The organism is Amycolatopsis sp. NPDC031561 (assembly GCF_055580625.1).
In genome coordinates, this window is the sequence record NZ_JBVILA010000038.1 from 29,608 (window position 1) to 48,859 (window position 19,252).

The 19,252-nt window shown below is 68.8% G+C and carries 20 protein-coding genes; 12 read left to right on the top strand and 8 right to left on the bottom strand.

Translation table 11 applies throughout. The annotated features are described in order from the left end of the window. Nucleotide 1: 1 nt before the first annotated feature. The 3 genes from meaB to ACZ5IK_RS41875 all read left to right on the top strand — a co-directional run bounded on the left by meaB (nt 2) and on the right by ACZ5IK_RS41875 (nt 2,895). A complete protein-coding gene (gene meaB / locus ACZ5IK_RS41865; RefSeq protein WP_465492787.1) occupies nt 2-1,000 on the top strand; it encodes a methylmalonyl Co-A mutase-associated GTPase MeaB in 999 nt (332 codons plus the stop codon). A gap of 57 nt (nt 1,001-1,057) precedes the next feature. After that, on the top strand, nt 1,058-1,357 hold the full coding sequence (locus tag ACZ5IK_RS41870) for a hypothetical protein (RefSeq protein WP_465492788.1): 300 nt from the start codon (nt 1,058-1,060) through the stop codon (nt 1,355-1,357). A 239-nt stretch (nt 1,358-1,596) separates the two neighbouring features. Continuing rightward, complete coding sequence (locus tag ACZ5IK_RS41875) at nt 1,597-2,895, top strand: amidohydrolase (RefSeq protein WP_465492789.1); 1,299 nt, start codon at nt 1,597-1,599, stop codon at nt 2,893-2,895. 169 nt (nt 2,896-3,064) lie between these two features. Here ACZ5IK_RS41875 and ACZ5IK_RS41880 read toward each other — a convergent pair whose 3' ends face one another. Next, nucleotides 3,065-3,517, bottom strand: coding sequence for a gamma-glutamylcyclotransferase (locus ACZ5IK_RS41880; protein WP_465492790.1), 453 nt, complete (start codon nt 3,515-3,517; stop codon nt 3,065-3,067). A 127-nt stretch (nt 3,518-3,644) separates the two neighbouring features. On the opposite strand from ACZ5IK_RS41880, the gene ACZ5IK_RS41885 reads away from it, so the two are divergent. From ACZ5IK_RS41885 to ACZ5IK_RS41910, 6 genes are all read left to right on the top strand, one after another. Then, entirely contained in the window at nt 3,645-5,048 is a 1,404-nt protein-coding gene (locus ACZ5IK_RS41885) for an NAD(P)H-quinone dehydrogenase (protein ID WP_101612358.1), read from the top strand. A 104-nt stretch (nt 5,049-5,152) separates the two neighbouring features. After that, entirely contained in the window at nt 5,153-5,590 is a 438-nt protein-coding gene (locus ACZ5IK_RS41890; RefSeq protein ID WP_465492822.1) for a hypothetical protein, read from the top strand. A 377-nt stretch (nt 5,591-5,967) separates the two neighbouring features. Beyond that, nucleotides 5,968-6,453, top strand: a complete 486-nt coding sequence (locus tag ACZ5IK_RS41895; protein ID WP_465492791.1) for a hypothetical protein — start codon at nt 5,968-5,970, stop codon at nt 6,451-6,453. 147 nt (nt 6,454-6,600) lie between these two features. Beyond that, the gene (locus tag ACZ5IK_RS41900) at nt 6,601-7,275 is read left to right on the top strand and encodes a class F sortase (protein ID WP_465492792.1); all 675 of its coding nucleotides are present in this window, start codon (nt 6,601-6,603) and stop codon (nt 7,273-7,275) included. 5 nt (nt 7,276-7,280) lie between these two features. Then, entirely contained in the window at nt 7,281-7,811 is a 531-nt protein-coding gene (locus ACZ5IK_RS41905; protein ID WP_465492793.1) for a hypothetical protein, read from the top strand. A gap of 127 nt (nt 7,812-7,938) precedes the next feature. Continuing rightward, entirely contained in the window at nt 7,939-8,553 is a 615-nt protein-coding gene (locus ACZ5IK_RS41910) for a hypothetical protein (RefSeq protein ID WP_465492794.1), read from the top strand. A gap of 72 nt (nt 8,554-8,625) precedes the next feature. Here the strand turns inward: ACZ5IK_RS41910 and glpK are convergent, their stop codons facing one another. Together glpK and ACZ5IK_RS41920 are read right to left on the bottom strand one after the other, a co-directional pair. Beyond that, nucleotides 8,626-10,140 (bottom strand): glycerol kinase GlpK, encoded by a 1,515-nt coding sequence (gene glpK, locus ACZ5IK_RS41915; RefSeq protein ID WP_465492795.1) that lies wholly within the window; start codon nt 10,138-10,140, stop codon nt 8,626-8,628. A 13-nt stretch (nt 10,141-10,153) separates the two neighbouring features. Beyond that, on the bottom strand, nt 10,154-10,909 hold the full coding sequence (locus ACZ5IK_RS41920) for an MIP/aquaporin family protein (protein ID WP_465492796.1): 756 nt from the start codon (nt 10,907-10,909) through the stop codon (nt 10,154-10,156). Between the two features lie 235 nt (nt 10,910-11,144). Between ACZ5IK_RS41920 and ACZ5IK_RS41925 the strand changes: the two genes are divergently transcribed. Next, nucleotides 11,145-12,884, top strand: a complete 1,740-nt coding sequence (locus tag ACZ5IK_RS41925) for a glycerol-3-phosphate dehydrogenase/oxidase (RefSeq protein WP_465492797.1) — start codon at nt 11,145-11,147, stop codon at nt 12,882-12,884. Between the two features lie 214 nt (nt 12,885-13,098). Further along, nucleotides 13,099-14,562: an aldehyde dehydrogenase family protein gene (locus ACZ5IK_RS41930; RefSeq protein ID WP_465492798.1), complete on the top strand. Its 1,464-nt coding sequence runs from the start codon at nt 13,099-13,101 to the stop codon at nt 14,560-14,562. A gap of 76 nt (nt 14,563-14,638) precedes the next feature. Here ACZ5IK_RS41930 and ACZ5IK_RS41935 read toward each other — a convergent pair whose 3' ends face one another. From ACZ5IK_RS41935 to ACZ5IK_RS41955, 5 genes are all read right to left on the bottom strand, one after another. Continuing rightward, on the bottom strand, nt 14,639-15,169 hold the full coding sequence (locus tag ACZ5IK_RS41935) for a GNAT family N-acetyltransferase (protein WP_101612367.1): 531 nt from the start codon (nt 15,167-15,169) through the stop codon (nt 14,639-14,641). A 21-nt stretch (nt 15,170-15,190) separates the two neighbouring features. Beyond that, nucleotides 15,191-15,565 (bottom strand): DUF1707 SHOCT-like domain-containing protein, encoded by a 375-nt coding sequence (locus tag ACZ5IK_RS41940; RefSeq protein ID WP_465492823.1) that lies wholly within the window; start codon nt 15,563-15,565, stop codon nt 15,191-15,193. A gap of 41 nt (nt 15,566-15,606) precedes the next feature. Beyond that, nucleotides 15,607-16,071 (bottom strand): DUF1707 SHOCT-like domain-containing protein, encoded by a 465-nt coding sequence (locus ACZ5IK_RS41945; RefSeq protein ID WP_465492799.1) that lies wholly within the window; start codon nt 16,069-16,071, stop codon nt 15,607-15,609. A 46-nt stretch (nt 16,072-16,117) separates the two neighbouring features. Next, nucleotides 16,118-17,905, bottom strand: coding sequence for an acetyl/propionyl/methylcrotonyl-CoA carboxylase subunit alpha (locus ACZ5IK_RS41950; RefSeq protein WP_465492800.1), 1,788 nt, complete (start codon nt 17,903-17,905; stop codon nt 16,118-16,120). 149 nt (nt 17,906-18,054) lie between these two features. Continuing rightward, entirely contained in the window at nt 18,055-18,339 is a 285-nt protein-coding gene (locus ACZ5IK_RS41955; protein WP_101612371.1) for an SAV_915 family protein, read from the bottom strand. An 83-nt stretch (nt 18,340-18,422) separates the two neighbouring features. Here ACZ5IK_RS41955 and ACZ5IK_RS41960 point away from each other — a divergent pair, with 83 nt between their 5' ends. Beyond that, the gene (locus ACZ5IK_RS41960; protein WP_465492824.1) at nt 18,423-19,106 is read left to right on the top strand and encodes a hypothetical protein; all 684 of its coding nucleotides are present in this window, start codon (nt 18,423-18,425) and stop codon (nt 19,104-19,106) included. Nucleotides 19,107-19,252 lie beyond the last annotated feature (146 nt).

Sequence of the window (19,252 nt, forward strand, 5' to 3'; positions counted from 1 at the left end):
CTTGCCGCGCAAGATCGACGTCGGCGAGCTGGCCAAGGGCGTCCTCGCGGGCGACCGCGGGGTGCTGTCGCGGGCGATCACGCTCGTCGAGTCGAACCGCGACGACCATCGGGCGCAGGCGCAGGAGCTCCTCGTCGAGCTGCTTCCGCACGCGGGCGGGGCGCAACGTGTCGGCATCACCGGCGTCCCCGGTGTCGGCAAGTCGACCTTCATCGACCAGCTCGGCACGGATCTGACCGAGGCCGGGCACAAGGTCGCCGTGCTGGCCGTCGACCCGTCGTCGACCAAGACCGGCGGCTCGATCCTGGGCGACAAGACCCGGATGGCTCGGCTCGCGGTGGACCCGAAGGCGTTCATCCGCCCTTCGCCGACTTCGGGGACTCTCGGCGGTGTCGCGCGGGCGACCCGCGAAACGATCGTGCTGATGGAAGCGGCCGGATACGACATCGTGCTGGTGGAGACGGTCGGGGTCGGGCAATCCGAGGTGACCGTGGCCAACATGGTCGACTGCTTCCTGTTCCTGACCCTGGCCCGCACCGGCGACCAGCTGCAGGGGATCAAGAAGGGCGTCCTCGAACTGGCCGACGTCATCGCGGTCAACAAGGCCGACGGCGACCACGAACGCGACGCGAAACGCGCGGCCCGCGAACTCTCCGGCGCGTTGCGGATGATCTACGGGCGTGACGCCGAGTGGACCCCGCCGGTGCTGACGTGCAGCGCGCTCACCGACGTCGGGCTGGACGAGGTGTGGGCCGAGATCGGCCGTCACCGTGACGTTTTGACCGCGTCCGGGGAACTGGACGGACGGCGACGGCGGCAGCAGGTGGAGTGGACCTGGGCGATGGTCCGCGAACAGCTTCTCGGACGGCTCGCCGCGCATCCCGAAGTGCGAGCGGTCGTTCCGGACGTCGAACGGGCGGTCCGGGACGGTGAACTGACCCCGACGCTGGCCGCCCAGCGGATCTTGGCGGCGTTCTCCGGTCCTCCGCGTGGCGGCTGACGCCGGAACCCGGCACAGTGCAGAATCGAAAACGCGCGTCGCCGATGAAAGGGAGTCATGGCTACAAGGTCTCGTCTCGGGCAGCTGGCCGGGCTTCTGATCGCCGGGCTGGTCGTCTGCGCGCCGGTCGCGCAGGCCGGTGAGATCCAGGCGCCCGCGCCGGTGATCATGCAGGCAGCGGCGGTGCAGGACGTGCTTTCGCAGGCACCTCCGGGACCGGTGCTCGACCCCGCCGAGACCGACAAGGCCAACAGCCAGGAGACCAAGAACAAGGTCATCGCGGGCATCGTCGCGGCGATCCTGCTGGGCCTGGTGATCCTCGGCCGTCGCTCCCGCTCCAAGAAAAAGAAGTCCTGAACCGCTACCGGTAAGTAGAGAGACTCTCCGCTTAGCCCGGGCCGAATTCCTCCAAGCCGTTCAACGCAGATCCACTACCGGCCGTCTAGGGCTCGATCACTCGACGAGCGGCTTGTCATCTGCATGGTGCACGATCTATCGCAAATGCGTATCACAGATCGAACGGCACCCAGCGTGTCTTCAGTGATCACTCGTACGGTGGTAGACGAAGGCAACTGTGTTGCGGGAGGAGGTGCGGCGTGACGGTGCTCGATTCACGTCCGGACATTCCAGGCGACCCGGAGGGTCGCGTCATTGCCCCTAAAGAGGCGCCCACCGCGCTGATTTCCGAGGCCGGCGTCAGCATGGCACCTGTGCATGATCTTGGTGCCGGACGCGGCCCTTTTTGGCTCGATGACTGGCTCCGCGCGAACGCCACCGACGTCCTCGCGTGGCGCCGGCACATCCACGCGCACCCGGAGCTCTCCCGCCACGAGTTCGCCACGACCGAAATGGTCATGTCCCTGCTCCGCTCGGTCGGGCTCAAGCCCTGGGTACTGCCGGTCGGCACGGGTGTCGTCTGCGACATCGGCAGCGGCGACCGTTGTGTCGCGCTGCGCGCCGACATGGACGCCCTGCCGCTGACCGAGGCCACCGGGCTCCCGTACGCCTCCAAGACCGACGGCGCCGCGCACATGTGCGGCCACGACGCGCACACCGCGATCTTGCTGGGCGCGGCGCGGGCGCTGGCGGGCGCACCGGAGCTCCCCGGACGGGTGCGGCTGATCTTCCAGGCCGCCGAGGAGGTCATGCCCGGCGGCGCGCTGGACATGATCGCGGCGGGCGCGATGGAAGGCGTCGAGCGGATCTACGGGCTGCACTGCGACCCTCGGCTCGAAGTCGGCAAGGTCGGCCTGCGCGAAGGTGCGCTGACGTCCGCCGCCGACCTCATCGAGCTGCGGCTCACCTCGCCCGGCGGGCACACCTCGCGGCCGCATCTGACCGCGGACCTGGTGCACGCGCTCGGCACGGTGATCACGTCGCTGCCCGCGGTCCTCTCGCGGCGCGTCGACCCGAGGTCCGGGACCGTCCTGGTCTGGGGCGCGGTGCACGCCGGGCAGGCGGCCAACGCCGTCCCGCAGGACGGGGTGCTGCGCGGCACGCTCCGCACCGCGGACCACGAGGTCTGGACGATGCTGGAACCGCTCGTCGCGTCTTCGGTCGAGTCGCTGCTCGCGCCGACCGGCGTCGGGTTCTCGCTCGACTACCGCCGCGGGGTCCCGCCGGTCGTCTCCGACCCGGAATCGACCGCGCTGATGCGGGCCGGTGTCGAAGCCGCACTGGGCGAGTCCGCCGTGGCCGGTACCGAGCAGTCGTCCGGCGGCGAGGACTTCGGGTGGTATCTGGAGCACGTCCAGGGCGCCTTCGCGCGGCTCGGCGTGTGGCCGGGTGAAGGCCCGATGGCCGACATCCACCGCCCGACCTTCACCCTCGACGAGCGGTCGCTGCTGTGCGGCGTCCGCACCCTGGTCCACACCGCTCTGGCCACCCTGGCCTGACCGAGTTATCCACAGTTCGCAGAGTTATCCACAGGCCCCCGGAAAAGCTTTCCGGGGGCCTGTGCTGCGCGCTGATTTCGGGGTGGTAGCAGGCGAAAGTCCGATTTTTCACCAGGTTGGGTGAAAGCTGTGGACGGCCGTAGAGGCCGAGGTATCCACAGGGTGGGTGTCAGCCGCTGATCCCATGGCAGGGACGGGTGCGGAGCGCGTCGGCGTAGTCCGCGGGCGCGCCCGCGGCTTCGGCGGCGTCGGCGAGAACGCCGAGATACCGCGCCGACGGGAGTCCGCCCTCATAGGCGTCCAGGACGTACAGCCAGGGCAGGACGGAGCCCTCCATGGTCTGCACGCGCAACCGGAGTTTGGTGTGCATGCCGAGCTCGCCGCCTTCCCAGCGGTCGAGGCCGTCCTCGTCCAGCGGGGTGACGTCGTAGAGCACCACGAAGACCCGGGAGCCCGGATCTTCGACGATGGTCGCCAGCGCGCCTTCCCAGCCGATGTCCTCGCCGCCGAAGGTCAGCCTCCAGCCTTCCAGCCAGCCGGTGCCGGCCATCGGCGAGTGCGGAGCGCGCTCCAACATCTGGGCGGGCTCCATATTGGATCCATACGCGGCATACAACGGCACGGCGACAGCCTAGCGACCCGGCGGTCACCCGGCTGGACGCACATGCCGTGTCCGGCCACTCAATCCGCCCAACGGTCGCCCGCGTACGGTAAACGCAGTCACAGACACCGCTGCGAGGAGGAGACCAGTGACCAAGATCGTGATCATGGGCGGAGGCCCCGCCGGTTACGAAGCGGCACTGGTCGCGGCCCAGCACGGAGCCGACGTCACCATCGTCGAACGCGACGGTCTCGGCGGCGCCTGCGTGCTCTACGACTGCGTTCCGTCGAAGACCTTCATCGCCTCCTCCGGCGCGCTCGCGAACATGCACGACCTCCGCGAACTCGGGATCAACACCGACATGGCCGACACCAGTGTCGACCTGCCGACCGTCCACGGCCGCGTGAAGGGCCTCGCCCTCGCGCAGTCCGCCGACATCCGCGCCCGTGTCCAGCGCGAGGGCGTCCGCGTCGTCATCGGCCAGGGCCGGTTCGACGACGAAGAGACCGGTCTCGCCACGCACAAGGTCGCCGTCACCGCCCACGACGGCACCGTCGAGACCCTCGACGCCGACGTCGTCCTCATCTCGACCGGCGCCACCCCGCGGGTGCTGCCCGGCGCGGTGCCGGACGGCGAGCGCATCCTCGACTGGCGTCAGCTCTACGACCTGCGCGAACTGCCCGAGCACCTGGCCGTCATCGGCTCGGGTGTCACCGGCGCCGAGTTCGCGTCGGCCTACACCGAGATGGGCGTCAAGGTCACCGTCGTGTCCAGTCGCGACCGCGTGCTCCCGCACGAGGACGCCGACGCCGCCGCCGTGCTCGAAGAGGTCTTCTCGCAGCGCGGCACCACGGTCGCCAAGCAGGCCCGCGCCGACAAGGTCGAGCGCACCGAAAAGGGCGTCGAGATCCACCTCGCCGACGGCCGCGTGATCGAAGCCAGCCACGCGCTGATGACCGTCGGCTCCGTGCCCAACACCGTCGACATCGGCCTGGAGAAGGTCGGCATCGAGCCCGGCCCCGGCGGCTTCATCGGCGTCGACCGGGTTTCCCGCACCAGCGCGCCCGGCATCTACGCCGCCGGAGACTGCACCGGGGTGCTCATGCTCGCCTCGGTGGCCAGCATGCAGGGCCGCATCGCGATGTGGCACGCGCTCGGCGAAGGTGTCGCGCCGATCAAGCTCAAGACTGTCGCCGCCAACGTGTTCACCCACCCCGAGATCGCGACCGTCGGCATCAGCCAGCAGGCGATCGACTCGGGTGAGGTGCCCGCCCGCACCATCATGCTCCCGCTCGCGACGAACGCCCGCGCGAAGATGGAAGGCCTGCGACGCGGTTTCGTGAAGCTGTTCTGCCGTCCCGCCACCGGCGTTGTCGTCGGCGGGGTGGTCGTGGCGCCGAACGCGAGCGAGCTCATCCTTCCCATCGCGCTCGCCGTCCAGAACCAGCTCACAGTGGAACACCTGGCACTGACATTTTCGGTGTACCCGTCGCTCTCGGGATCGATCACCGAAGCGGGCCGTCAGCTGATGCGCCACGACGACTTGGACTGATCTTCTCCGGCGAAGCAACCCTCGCGGGGGTGACCGCGTCTAGCGCGTGTCGGTGTTTCGTTGACAGCTAGGGGTTTTTCGTGATTCGCAGGGTTCTCGCCGGAGTGGTGGCGATCGGTGCGGCGGTGCTGGCGGGGCCGGCGACCGGTCTCGCTCAGCAACCCCAGCCCGATCCCGGCGTCACGGTGCAGCTCAATGACAACACCGCTTACGAACTCGGGCTGGTCAACAAGTACGTGCACGGAGATTCCAATGTGGCGCTGGCGCAGTGCCCTGGCGACGGGCTGAAGGCGCCGACGTCGACGACGTTCTCCTCGCCGGTGCTGAGCGTGGGGAAGTACGATTACGGACCGCTCATCGGGGTCCCGGCGAACGTCAGCGCGGAGGTCGAGCTCAAGGAGGGCACCGCGCCCGGGAGCTACCCACTGACCGTGAACTGCAACGGAAAGTCTTATACCGCAACGTTTTCCGTTCCTGCCCGGCAGGTGGGCGCGGTTCCTTCCGGTGGCGCCCGCGCGGGTGACGGCAGTACAGCGTCCTGAGTTACCAAGTACGTGAAGGCCCCCTTCATTGCGTCTAGCGCAGTGAAGGGGGCCTTCACGTACTTCTGGTGACCAGGGTGCGAATCGAGGCGGTAGTTCCCTCGCCCGGATTTCGCGACCTTTTCGTGATGAAACCGGGCAACCCGGCCCCCGGCCGGGGCGTCATGAGGGTGTCGGAGAAACAGAGAACCGCCACTGGGGGAACAGGGGCGCGGGATTCTTCTTTCCGATTTCCATCCACATTCCTTTTCAGGGGTAATCCAATGAAGCGCACCATCATGCTCACCGCCGGTACCATTGCCGGATTCCTTCTTCTCGCGCCCGGAGCCGCTTTCGCGACTTCTCCGACGGGCGTTCCTTCACCTTCTTCTTCGTCGGTGTCTCCCTCCCCGTCCCCATCTTCGTCCCCGTCGCCGACCGAGGACGTGGACGGGCCGGGGCCGCACGGCGCTCTGTACGGACTCAAGAAGCCGTTGAGCATCTCGCCCGCCAAGGGGCGCGCCGGTGACCAGGTCAAGCTGGACTTCGACTGCAGGTACCGCGAGGACGACAACGGTGGTCCGGCGATCTCCTCGGCGGTGCTCACGGCCGACGTCACGAAGAAGACCGCCGTGGTCAAGAACGTCAAGCCGGGCAAGTACAAGGTCACGCTGAGCTGCTGGATCGACAAGTCGACGGTGACCTTCGAGGTGCTCCCGCAGAAGGGCCAGGTCGCGAAGGTGCCGGCCGGTGCCCCGCAGACCGGCGGCACCGAGGGGCCCGCCGACCACGTCGGTGTCCTCGCCGCCGTCACGGGTGGTCTCGCGCTGGTGGTGGGCGGGGTCGGCGCGGCCGCGTACCGTCGTCGTGCGGACCGGGCGTAGCGATCGCGATCATTTCGTGACCTGGGCGGGCAACCGTCCGGCCGCGCTTCGCGTCAGGCAGGCGTGGGGGTGAACGACGAGCCGGTTCCGGTCTGGGGGCCGGGACCGGCTCAGTCACCGCCACGCCGTTTCACTACAGGGGTGAACATGAAGTCGACATGGTGGCGAGGACGCCGGGCACCGCTGGTGCTCGCGGTCGTCCTGCTCGCTGTACTGGCGACGCTGGCGTTCGTCCTGTCCGGTCCGGGGGAGACCGGCCAGGACGCGGCGCCACAGGCGGTCGCGAGCCAGGCGGAGACGCCGTCGGCCGAGCCGAGCGAACCCGAGGCGCCCGCCGCTGACGGCGGGGCCGCCGCCGAGGGGATGCCGAAGGCGGAGCCGGTCTCGATCGACGTGCCGAAGATCGGCGCGAAGTCCACCTTGGTCCCGCTGGGGCTCAACGCGGACAACACCGTCGAGGTGCCGCCGGTGACCCAGCCGATGCAGGCGGGCTGGTACGTGAACGGGCCGACCCCGGGGGAGGTCGGGCCTTCGGTGGTCCTCGGGCACGTCGACGGGAACAAGCAGCAGGGCATCTTCTTCCGGCTGAAGGAGCTGGCGCCCGGCGACAAGGTCTCGGTCGCCCGCAAGGACGGCAAGACGGCCGAGTTCGCGGTCACGAAGGTCGAGCGGGTGGCGAAGGACAAGTTCCCCACCGACGCGGTCTACGGCGACACCACCGCCCCGGAACTGCGGCTCATCACCTGCGGCGGGGTCTTCGACAAGGCATCGCACAACTATCTCGACAACATCATCGTCTTCGCTCGGCTGATCCAGAGGTGAGTTCCATGATCAGGTACCGGTCCGCCCTGATGGTGGCGGTGGTGGCGTGCGGAATGGCCCCGGCCGCCGCGTACGCCGAGGACGTCTCGGCCACTCCGACGACGTCTCCCAGCCCGCCGCCGATGCAGTACCCGTTCGTCGCCCTCTCCCCGACGAAGTCGACTCCGGGGGAGGAGCTCCTGGTCTCGGTCGGCTGTCCGGTCGCCGACCTCGGCGAGGTGAAGTCCATGGCGCTGGACCGCATCGCGAAGTTCGAGGTGACTTCGGAAGACCCGGTGATCCTCGGTGCCGTCGCGCATATCGGCGACAAGGTGAGACCAGGTTTCTACGCGGTCAAGGCGACCTGCAAGACGACGACGGTGACGATCAATCTCGAAGTGGTCGCGCTGCCGACTTCGTCGAGCAAACCGCCGAAGCCGAAGCCGGTGCCGCCGAAAACGAGCTCGGTTTCGCCGGTGAAACCCGCGGCGGGTCGTCAGGTTTCGAAGATTCCGGTGGGGGCGCCGCAAACCGGTGGCGGCGGAACCGCGTTTTGATCTCGTGAGTGGTAAGGACGGTTAGAACCGTCCTTACCACTCACGAGGTTTTTGTCGTGAAAGGCAACCTTTTCCCATTCCCGGAAGTGTTCTTGATGCGAGGGCTCGCACTGAGGGAGAAAAGATCATGGGAATGAAGAGAATCGTCGCGGGCGCGGGTTTGCTCGCGATGACGGCGGGAGTGATCCTCGCGCCGCAGGCGTCGGCGACCGCGCCACCGCCGAAACTGTGGATCAGCCAGGCGACGGTCGCGCCCGGGCAAGCGCTGGAATTCACCGCCAGTTGTTACGGCACGCGCACCGCGGTGACGTCGGCGGGCCTGACCGGTCCGGTCACGCTCCAAGTCCAGTCGGGCTCGGGGAATCAGGCGCCGTACATCGGGCACGGCAACGCGGCGGGGAAGACGGGCAAGTACAAGGCGAGTTTCCACTGCGACGGCGGGCCGAACCTCCCGGCCGCCAGCGGGACGGCGACCGTCGAGTTCGAGATCGTCTGCCTGCCACCGACGACGACGCCCACCGCGCCGCCGTCCAGCAGTAAGCCGCCATCGAGCAGCCAGCCGCCGTCCAGCAGCCAGCCGCCGTCGAGTTCCAGCGCGCCGCCCGGCAGCAGCTCGCGGGCCGTCGTCCCGGCCGCGTTGACGAAGCCGTGCGGGACGCCGCCGCCGCTCTCCGGCAAGAAGCCGCAGGTGAAGGTCACGCCGAAGGGCGCTCCGCAGACCGGCGGCGGCGCTTTCGGCTGAAACCCAAGCGCGTGAAGGCCCCCTTCCCTCGGCTCAGCCGAGGGAAGGGGGCCTTCACGCGAACCGCGAGTCTCAGTCTTCGCCCTCGACCCAGTCGAAGGTCTTCGTGACGGCCTTCTTCCAGTTGCGGTACTCGGACTCGCGGCGGGCCTCGTCCATCGACGGGTCCCACTGCTTGTCCTGCGCCCAGTTGTTGCGGATGTCGTCTTCGCTCTTCCAGAAGCCCACCGCGAGACCGGCCGCGTACGCCGCGCCGAGCGCGGTGGTCTCGTTGACCACCGGGCGGATCACGGGCACGCCGAGGATGTCGGCCTGGAACTGCATGAGCAGTTCGTTGACGACCATGCCGCCGTCGACCTTCAGCGACTTCAGCGGGACACCGGAGTCGGCGTTCATCGCGTCGATCACCTCGCGCGACTGGAACGCCGTCGCCTCCAGGACCGCCCGCGAAATGTGCCCCTTGTTGACGAACCGGGTGAGGCCGACGATCGCGCCGCGGGCGTCGGAGCGCCAGTACGGCGCGAAGAGGCCCGAGAACGCCGGCACGAAGTACGCGCCACCGTTGTCCTCGACGGTGCGGGCGTGCTGCTCCACCTCGGCCGCGGAGCCGATCAGGCCGAGGTTGTCCCGCAGCCACTGCACGAGCGAACCGGTGACCGCGATCGATCCTTCGAGCGCGTACACCGTGTCGTTCGAGCCGATCTTGTAGCAGACCGTGGTGAGCAGCCCGTTGTCCGACATGACCTTCTCGGTGCCGGTGTTGAGCAGCATGAAGTTGCCGGTGCCGTAGGTGTTCTTCGCTTCACCCGGCGAGAGGCACGCCTGCCCGAAGGTCGCCGCCTGCTGGTCGCCGAGGATGCCCGAGATCGGGACCCCGGCCAGCGCGCCCTTCTCGCGGACCTTGCCGTACTCCTCCGACGACGACCGGATCTCCGGGAGCATCGACAGCGGGATCGTCATCTCCTTGGCGATCTCGGCGTCCCATTCCAGCGTGTCGAGGTCCATCAGCATGGTCCGCGAGGCGTTGGTCGGGTCGGTGACGTGCACGCCGCCGTCGACCCCGCCGGTCATGTTCCACAGCACCCAGGTGTCCATGTTGCCGAAGATCAGGTCGCCCGCTTCGGCCTTGGCGCGGGCGCCGTCAACGTTGTCGAGGATCCACTTGATCTTCGGTCCGGAGAAGTAGGTCGCCAGCGGCAAGCCCACCTTCTCGCGGTAGCGCTCCTGCCCGCCGCCGAGCGCGCCGAGGTCGTTGACGATCTTGTCGGTGCGGGTATCCTGCCACACGATCGCGTTGTAGACCGGCTTGCCGGTGGTGCGGTCCCAGACCAGCGTGGTCTCGCGCTGGTTGGTGATGCCGACCGCGACGATGTCGCTCGCGACCAGGTCCCCCTTGGCGAGCGCGCCCGCCGCGACGGCCCGCGTGTTCTCCCAGATCTCCTCGGCGTTGTGCTCGACCCAGCCCGCCTTCGGGAAGATCTGCTCGTGTTCGCGCTGGTCGACGGCGACGACCCGGCCGGAGTGGTTGAAGATCATGCAGCGGGTCGACGTGGTGCCCTGGTCGATCGCGGCTACGTACGAAGTCATCGAAGCTCCAGTCTCAGGTCAGGTTGTGGACGGCGAGGAACACACACGCGGCCAGGGCACCGCCGATGAGCGGACCGGCGACCGGGATCCAGGAGTAACCCCAGTTCGGGTTGGCCTTGTTCTTGATGGGCAGCAGGAACGCGTACGCGATGCGGGGGCCGAGGTCTCGGGCCGGGTTGATGGCGTAACCGGTCGGGCCACCGAGGGACTGGCCGATGACCAGCACGACGAACGCTACACCCGCGTAGCCGAGCGCGGAGTTGCCGAAGTTCGGCGTGCCGCCTTCACCCGTGGCGTTGGCGTAGACCGGGCTGAGCAGGATCCACGCGACCAGCACGAAGGTGCCGATGATCTCGGTGACGAGGTTCCAGGCCTTGTTCGGGATCTGCGGCGCGGTCGAGAAGATGCCGAGCGTCTCGTCCCGCTGGGGGTGGTCGTCGAACTGCAGCTTGTAGGCGGCCCAGCAGAGCACTGCGCCGAGGATCGCGCCGACCATCTGCCCGGCGAAGTAGATCGGGACGTCCGCCCACTTCGTCTTGTCCGCGATGGCGAGGCCGAGCGTCACGGCGGGGTTGAGGTGCGCACCGCTCGGCGCGGCGATGCTGGCACCGGCGAAGACCGCGAACGCCCAACCGAGGGTGATCATCACGATGCCACCGTTGTGGCCGTTGTTCTTCCGCAACACGTGGTTGGCGACCACGCCGTTACCCAACAGGATCAGGACCGCTGTTCCCAGCAGCTCCCAGACGAAAATGGCTCCCACACTCACCGTTCGACCTCCACATTGGACAATCCGCGCAGGGTCGTACACGGTGTGCTACGGCGCCCTTGCCGACCCACGTCCGACGCACGTTACCGCCGCGTATTTGTTCCTTCCAGGCGTTGAGCGGACGAATTCTTTCAAGATCGACGAGGGTTACGCCACACGTGTCACCCGCACAACGGACCGGTCGCGGCCGATCGTGCGATGCTGGAGCCACAGCGGCCCCAAGGAGGAATGTCACGTGGCAAGCTCTCATCGCGAAGCCGAAAACAGCCCCGCCAGGCTGGGACCGCTCAAGCGGGAAGAGTCGTGGCAGCGGCTGGGCAAGGACAAGTTCGACCTCGTCGTCATCGGTGGCGGAGTGGTCGGCGCGGGTACCGCCCTCGACGCCGCCACGCGCGGCCTGCGGGTCGCCCTCGTCGAAGCGCGCGACCTCGCTTCGGGCACGTCGAGCCGGTCCAGCAAGCTTTTCCACGGCGGGCTCCGTTACCTCGAACAGCTGGAGTTCGGCCTGGTGCGTGAAGCTCTGCGTGAACGCGAGCTGATGCTGACGACGATCGCACCCCACCTGGTGAAGCCGGTCAGCTTCCTGTACCCGCTGACCCACCGGATCTGGGAACGCCCGTACACCGCGGCCGGCCTGCTGATGTACGACACGATGGGCGGCGCACGGTCGGTCCCCGGCCAGAAACACCTGAGCCGCGCGGGCGCGCTGCGCATGGTCCCGGCGCTGAAGCGGTCCGCGTTGATCGGCGGGATCCGTTACTACGACGCGCAATCCGACGACGCCCGCCACACGATGACCGTCGCCCGCACCGCCGCGCACTACGGCGCCGTGGTGCGCACCTCCACCCAGGTGGTCGGTTTCCTCCGCGAGGCGGACCGCATTTCCGGTGTCCGCGTGCGCGACGTCGAAGACGGCCGTGAAACCGAGATCCATGCTTCCGCAGTGGTCAACTGCACCGGCGTCTGGACCGACGAACTGCAGCGGCTTTCCGGTGGCCGCGGCCGGTTCCGCGTCCGGGCGAGCAAGGGCGTGCACATCGTCGTCCCGCGCGACCGGATCGTCTCGGAAGCGGGCATGATCCTGCGCACCGAGAAGTCCGTGCTGTTCGTCATCCCGTGGCGCAATCACTGGATCGTGGGAACCACCGACACCGACTGGAACCTCGACCTCGCGCATCCCGCCGCGACCAAGCACGACATCGACTACCTCCTCGAACACGTCAACACCGTGCTCGCGACACCGCTGACGCACGACGACATCGAGGGCGTCTACGCGGGTCTTCGGCCTTTGCTCGCCGGGGAAAGCGAAGAGACGTCGAAGCTTTCGCGTGAGCACGCCGTCGCACGGGTCGCGCCGGGACTGGTCGCGATCGCGGGCGGCAAATACACCACCTACCGGGTGATGGCGGCCGACGCCGTCGACGCCGCGGCCGTCGACCTTCCCGGCAGGCCGCAGTCGTCCATCACGGACAAGGTGCCGCTGCTGGGTGCCGACGGCTACCACGCGCTGGTGAACCAGGCCGACCACCTGGCCAGCGAGCACGGGCTGCACCCGTACCGCGTCCGCCACCTGCTCGACCGGTACGGCTCGATGGTGCACGAAGTCCTCGCGCTCGGCGAAGGACGGCCAGAACTGCTCAAGCCGCTGGAGCACGCGCCGGACTACCTCGGTGTCGAGGTCGTCTACGCGGCCAGTCACGAGGGCGCGCTGCACCTGGAAGACGTCCTGGCCCGCCGGACGCGGATCTCGATCGAGTACGCGCACCGCGGGGTGGACTGCGCCGCGCAGGTCGCCACGCTGGTGGGCGAGGTGCTCGGCTGGTCGAAGGACGAGGAGAAACGCGAAGTCGAGGTGTACAAGGCGCGGGTCGACGCGGAACGGGAGTCGCAGTCGCAGCCGAGCGACGAAGCCGCGGACGCGTTGCGTTCGGCCGCGCCGGAAGCACGCTCCGGGATCATCGAACCGGTGAGTTGATCAGGTCCGCCCAGCGCTGTGCCACGCGCGCAAGGATCATTGCCTGATCGGGTGAATCTGGCATAGCGTCGGCCGTCCCAGCCCGCGCGGCCGAAGGCCCCGCTATCGCGGTGGCAGGGCCTTTGACCGCGAACGGGAGAAGTTTGATCAGCGCCCTGCCGACGTCGATCGCGGCCGCGGGCTCCTTGATCAGGCACAGACGGAAGGCGGCCTTGTGGTGTTTCTCGACTCGTCGACGTGGACGGACCGGATCTTCGCCGGAGGCGCGTGGGTGCCCGGCACCGGTGGCACCCGTGACGTCACAGAGCCCGCGACCGGTGCGGTCTTGGGCAGCGTCGGGATGGCCTCGGCCGAAGACGCCGCGAAGGCGGCGGAAACCGCGGCCGAGGCGCAGCGGGCCTGGGCGGCGACACCGCACGTCCAGCGCGCCGCCGTCCTGCGCAAGGCCGCCCGGCTGTGGTCCGAGCACGCCGACGAGATCAGCTGGTGGAACGTGCGCGAGGTCGGCGCGGTGCCGGGTGTGGCGGGCTTCTCGCTGCACGTCGCGGAGCAGGAGTGCTACGAGGCGGCGGCCTTGCCCGGCCGCCCGTACGGTGAGCTCCTGCCCAGCGAGGAACCACGTCTTTCGATGGCGCGCCGGGTGCCCGCCGGCGTAGTCACGGTGATCTCGCCGTTCAACATGCCGATCATCCTGGGCATCCGCTCGGTCGCCCCGGCGCTCGCGCTCGGGAACGCGGTGATCTTGAAGCCGGATCCGCGCACCGCCGTCACCGGCGGCGTGGTCCTCGCGCGGATCTTCGAGGAAGCGGGCCTGCCGCCGGGAGTGCTGCAGATGCTGCCGGGCGGCGCGGACGTCGGCGAAACGCTGGTGACGCATCCGGCGGTCCGGGTCATCTCCTTCACCGGCTCGACCGGGGCAGGGCGGAAGGTCGGCGAACTCGCCGGGAAACACCTGAAGCGGGCACATCTGGAGCTGGGCGGGAACTCCGCGCTCATCGTGCTCGACGACGCGGATGTCGACGAAGCAGCCGGAGTCGCCGCCTTCGGCTCGTTCTTCCATCAGGGCCAGATCTGCATGACCACCGGACGGCATCTGGTGCACGAGCGGCTCTACGACGACTTCGTCGAGCGGCTGGCGGCGAAGGCGACCGCGTTGCGGGTCGGCGATCCGGCGCGGGACGAGGTCGCGCTCGGGCCGATCATCGACGCCGGGCAGCGGGACAAGATCCACGAGCTGGTCACCGCCAGTGTCGCCGCGGGTGCGCGGGTCGCGGCCGGTGCCGAATACGACCGGCTGTTCTACGCCGCGACGGTGCTCGCCGACGTGCCGCCGGACGCGCCGGCCGTCGCCCAGGAGATCTTCGGCCCGGTCGCGCCGGTCGTGCGGTTCTCCGACGCGGAAGAAGCCGTACGGCTCGCCACGGCGAGCGAATACGGGCTGTCGCTGGGGATCATCACCCGCGATGTCCTCAAAGGACTGGAGCTGGCCGACCGCGTCCCGACCGGGATCGTGCACATCAACGACCAGACGGTCAGCGACGAGGCGAACAGCCCCTTCGGCGGCGTCGCCGCTTCGGGCACCGGAAGCCGCTTCGGCGGTGCGGCGGCGAACATCGAGGCCTTCACCGAGACGCGCTGGGTCACCGTCCGGAACCCGCCGCCCGCTTACCCCTTCTGACCACCGCAAGTCGTCCTCTAGTTGCGGTAGTTCGCACGACGTACTACCGCAACTAGAGGACGAAACGCGGGGGAGGTCAGGCGGTGCGGCGCCAGCGGATGAGGCGTTCCCCGGTCGGGGCCGGGTCCAGTTCGGGCCCGACCAGGGTGAACCCGCATTTCCGGGCGACCGAGGCCGAAACCTCGTTCGTCTCCTCGTAGCGGTAGCTGACCTCGCGCAGGCCGAGGCCGCCGAAACCGAACCGCAGGGCCGCGTTGAGCGCGGTGCTCGCGACGCCCTTGCCCCGGGACGCCGCGCGCACCCAGACCGACGCCTCCGCGTACCCGACGTCGAGGTCGAGATCCCGCAGGCCGACCTCGCCCAGCAGGTCCCCGGTCGTCGGCTCGGCCACCGCCCAGGAGCAGCGTTCGTCACCGGCCCATTGGGCCGCGCGCAGCGCGACGTACTCGGTCGCCTCGTCGAGGTCCCGCAAGCGGTAGTTCAGGACGTACTTGCGGTGTGTCGGATCGGCGAAGGCCGCGACCAGCGCCGGACGGTCGTCGAGGGCCTTGTCCGCCCGCAGCTGTCGCAGGTAGTACTCGCCCGCGTTGATCTCCACCGGTTCCACTCTTCGAGGGTAACCGGATCTTCAGCGACGGCGGCTCATGATCAGCGCCACGGCCAGCGGGAGCAGGAACACGATGAACGTCCCGCGGGTGAAGAAGAACAGCGCGATCGCGACCGCCGCGGCGATCGGCACGGCACTGGCCGTCAGCCATTTCGACGGCGGGGCCTCGTTCTTCGCGGACGCCTGCGCGACGCCGGGCATCGGCGGCAGGGGGAGCAGCGCGCTGGGCCGGGGTGAGGGCAGGTCCGTGAACAGCGGCTCGAGGTCGCTCGCCATCCTCGCGGCGCTGACCTTAGCCGAGCGCGTGCCGAACTCGTCGAGGTCGAGTCTGCCGGTGCGGACGTGCTCCTCCAGCGCGTCGAGCGCGTCTTGGCGTTCGGCGTCGCTCAGCCGCATGTCCGGTCTCTCGGCACTCACGTTCCGAGTCTACGGGCGGATCAGCCGTCCAGTTCCCGGCGGCGTTGCTTCGTGAGCTTCTTGTGGGCGTTCTCCCAGCCCTTGCCCCAGATGCCCTCGCCGAGGGCGCTGATCCCGATCGGGACGAGGATGAACCACCAGGTCACACCGGTGGTGACGATGAGGGCGATGGAGGCGATGAAGAGGATCGGCAGGATCGCGCCCATGACCCGCTGAGCCGGGGAGATGCCCGCCAGCGGTGACGGCGGCTTCACCGGTTCGCTCACGGCTGGCTTGGGAGTGTCGAAAAGCGGGTGCGGCTCGGGCAGGTCGAGGAAGACCTCGGACAGTTCGCCGCGCGTCTTGGCGGCGGTGACCTGAGCGGACCGCTCGCCGAATTCGTCGATGTCGATCCTGCCCACGCTCATGTGCTCGCCGAGCGCGGTCAGCGCGGACTCTCGATCCTGGTCACTGATCCGCAGCTGCGGAGACGGCGCTTCGCTCACCCTTGCGATGGTAGGCCGAGCGAGGCGCCGTCAACCACGACATCCGTCAGTCTTTGAGCTCGAACAGCTGGGTTCCCTGCGTCACAGCGGCGCCGACCTCGACCGAAAGGCCGGTCACGGTGCCCGCTTTGTGCGCGGTGACCGGGTTCTCCATCTTCATCGCCTCGAGCACGACGACCAGCTCGCCCGCTTCGACCCGCTGGCCTTCTTCGACGGCGACCTTGACGATGGTGCCCTGCATCGGCGCGGTGACCGCGTCACCGCTGACCGCGGCCTTGGTGCCGCCCGCCCGCTTGCGCGGCTTGGCCTTGACGGCCGTGCCGCCACCGCCGTCGAGCGAGAACCCGCCGGGCAGCGACACTTCGAGACGCCGTCCGCCGACCTCGACGACGACGTTCTGACGGGGCTGCTCTTCCTCGGCCTCGGCGGCTTCCGGGGCGACGAACGGCTCGATCTTGTTCTCGAACTCAGTCTCGATCCAGCGGGTGTGCACGCTGAAACCGTTCTCGTCGCCGATGAACGCCGGGTCGTCCACGATCACGCGGTGGAACGGCAGGACCGTCGCCATCCCGTCGGCGACCATCTCGGCCAGCGCCCGGCGGCTGCGCTCGAGCGCGTTCTGCCGGTCCGATCCGGTGACGATCAGCTTCGCGAGCATCGAGTCGAACTGGCCGCCGATGACGCTGCCGGACTCGACCCCCGAGTCGACGCGGACGCCGGGGCCGCTCGGCGCGACGAACTTCGTCACGGTGCCGGGCGCGGGCAGGAAGCCGCGGCCGGCGTCCTCACCGTTGATGCGGAACTCGATCGAGTGGCCCCGCGGTTCCGGGTCCTCGGTGATGCGGAGCTTCTCGCCGCGCGCGATGCGGAACATCTCGCGCACGAGGTCGAGGCCCGTGGTCTCTTCGGACACCGGGTGCTCGACCTGCAGCCGCGTGTTGACCTCGAGGAACGAGATCGTGCCGTCGACGGCCACGAGGTACTCGACGGTCCCGGCGCCGTAGTAGCCGGCTTCCTTGCAGATCGCCTTCGCGGACTCGTGGATGCGCTTGCGCTGCTCGTCGGTCAGGTACGGCGCGGGCGCCTCCTCGACCAGCTTCTGGTGACGGCGCTGCAGCGAGCAGTCGCGGGTGCCGACGACGATGGCGTTGCCATGCTGGTCGGCGAGGACCTGGGCCTCGACGTGACGCGGCTTGTCCAGGTAGCGCTCGACGAAGCATTCGCCGCGGCCGAAGGCGGAGATCGCTTCACGGGTCGCGGATTCGAAGAGCTCCGGGATCTCCTCGCGGGTGCGGGCGACCTTGAGGCCGCGGCCGCCACCGCCGAACGCCGCCTTGATCGCGACCGGCAGGCCGTGCTCGTCGGCGAAGGCGACGATCTCGTCCGCGTTCTTGGCGGGGTCCTTCGTGCCGGGCACGAGCGGGGCGCCCGCGCGCAGCGCGATGTGGCGCGCGGTGACCTTGTCGCCGAGGTCGCGGATGGCCTGCGGGCTCGGGCCGATCCAGGTCAGCCCGGCGTCGATCACCGCCTGGGCGAAGTCCGCGTTCTCGGAGAGGAACCCGTAGCCGGGGTGGACCGAGTCCGCGCCCGAGCGCTTGGCGGCGTCGAGCAGCTTGTCGAAGACGAGGTAGCTCTCGGCCGCGGTGGTGCCGCCGAGGGCGAAGGCCTCGTCGGCGAGACGGACATGGGGTGCGTCACGGTCCGGATCGGCGTAGACGGCCACGCTGGTCAGCCCGGCGTCCTTCGCCGCCCTGATCACCCGTACCGCGATCTCGCCGCGGTTCGCGATCAGGATCTTGGTCACCGGACCACCTGTGCCGGCCTGCTCGGTCACGCCGTACCTCCTGCGTTCGCACGTCGGGCCGCCCCGATGCGGCTCCGCAGCAGTTTACGGAAGTTCCCGCCCCGATTGATGAGAGCAAGGCCACCCAGTGACACTGTTTATAGCAGCGTTTCGCGGCCTCGCAGTTCTCCTGGAAAGGCTTACACCAGCGCCTCACGGTGCCGCAGTTCTTCCGGAAGGTCTGAATCGAGCACGATCAGGTCGTACGGCTGGACCTGGTAGACGCGGCCGAGGTGCTCGGCCTTGACCAGTGCCCACGGCTGGTGCTGCCCGCAGCATTCGACCAGGCGCTGCACCGAACTGAAGGCGATCAGTGCCATCCGGCCGTCGCTGGTCCGGCGGAGCTCGATCTCGGCGCTCGTGAAGTCCTTCGGCTTTTTCGCCGTGGGGAGGAACAGGGCGTTGGGCAATCCGGGGTTCGTCACGGGAACAACATAGACGTGCACTCTGTGCTAGATCACTTACGCTCTCGGATATGCGGACTCAGGAAGCGCGGACATCGCGATCGGTGCTGCTCACCGCGCTGCTGGCCGTGGTGGTCACGGCCGGGGTGATCGTGACCGTGATCCTGCTCCGCCCGTCCGCTCCGGTCCCCGCCGGTGAACCCGGAGCGGCTCCTTTGCCCGATGGCGCCCCGAGTGCGCCGAAGGTCAACTGCGGTCACTCGGCCTGCCGGGAGATCGGCGCGATGACCGTCGGCGGGGTGCCCGTCGTGCTGCTGGCCGACGAAGCGGGGAAGCAGGGCGTGGTCCGGATCGGGGCGGACGCGGTGTTCCCGTTGATCATCAACGACCTGGGGGTCACCCTCAAGGGCGATTCTTTGCGCTGCGTCGACGGCGCGACGCCGGTCTGCCTGGTTCGCGGTGAGACCGGCGGTGGTTCGGCGGGCGAGCTGTTCGTCGCGCGCGGCGGGGTCTGGCGGGACCCCGGGAAGCCGTACTACTCCGACGCCGGGACGATCGCCCTGAACGACGTGACCGCCGACGGCGTCGCGGACGTCATCGTCGTGCGGCACGAATGCCCCGGTGCGCAATCCGGCTCGGCCCGGTGCCAGGCGGCGCCGGTGCTCGCGGAGGTCTACGAGGTCGCCAGCGGCTCGGTGGGCTGCACGCGCCGGTACACCTCGCCTTCGGAGCTGAGGGGCTGGCCGGACGTGCGGCTCACGAAGGCGGACCTGCGCGCCTGTCCCTGAGGCGATAGCAAGGGACCTTTGCTCACGTTGCTTAGCACGCTAACTAACGTGAGCAAAGGTCCCTTGCTATCACCTGCTTAGCGTGCCTAAGTAACCGGTCGGCAGCGCGTGAAGGCCCCCTTCCCTCGGCTCAGCCGAGGGAAGGG

Bases quoted from the DNA above. Each gene is read 5' to 3' on its own strand.
- ACZ5IK_RS41940 (WP_465492823.1), bottom strand. From the start codon at position 15,565: ATGCGGCTGAGCGACGCCGAACGCCAAGACGCGCTCGACGCGCTGGAG.
- ACZ5IK_RS41905 (WP_465492793.1), top strand. From the start codon at position 7,281: ATGATCAGGTACCGGTCCGCCCTGATGGTGGCGGTGGTGGCGTGCGGA.
- ACZ5IK_RS41870 (WP_465492788.1), top strand. From the start codon at position 1,058: ATGGCTACAAGGTCTCGTCTCGGGCAGCTGGCCGGGCTTCTGATCGCC.
- ACZ5IK_RS41900 (WP_465492792.1), top strand. From the start codon at position 6,601: ATGAAGTCGACATGGTGGCGAGGACGCCGGGCACCGCTGGTGCTCGCG.
- glpK (WP_465492795.1), bottom strand. From the start codon at position 10,140: ATGACTTCGTACGTAGCCGCGATCGACCAGGGCACCACGTCGACCCGC.
- ACZ5IK_RS41910 (WP_465492794.1), top strand. From the start codon at position 7,939: ATGGGAATGAAGAGAATCGTCGCGGGCGCGGGTTTGCTCGCGATGACG.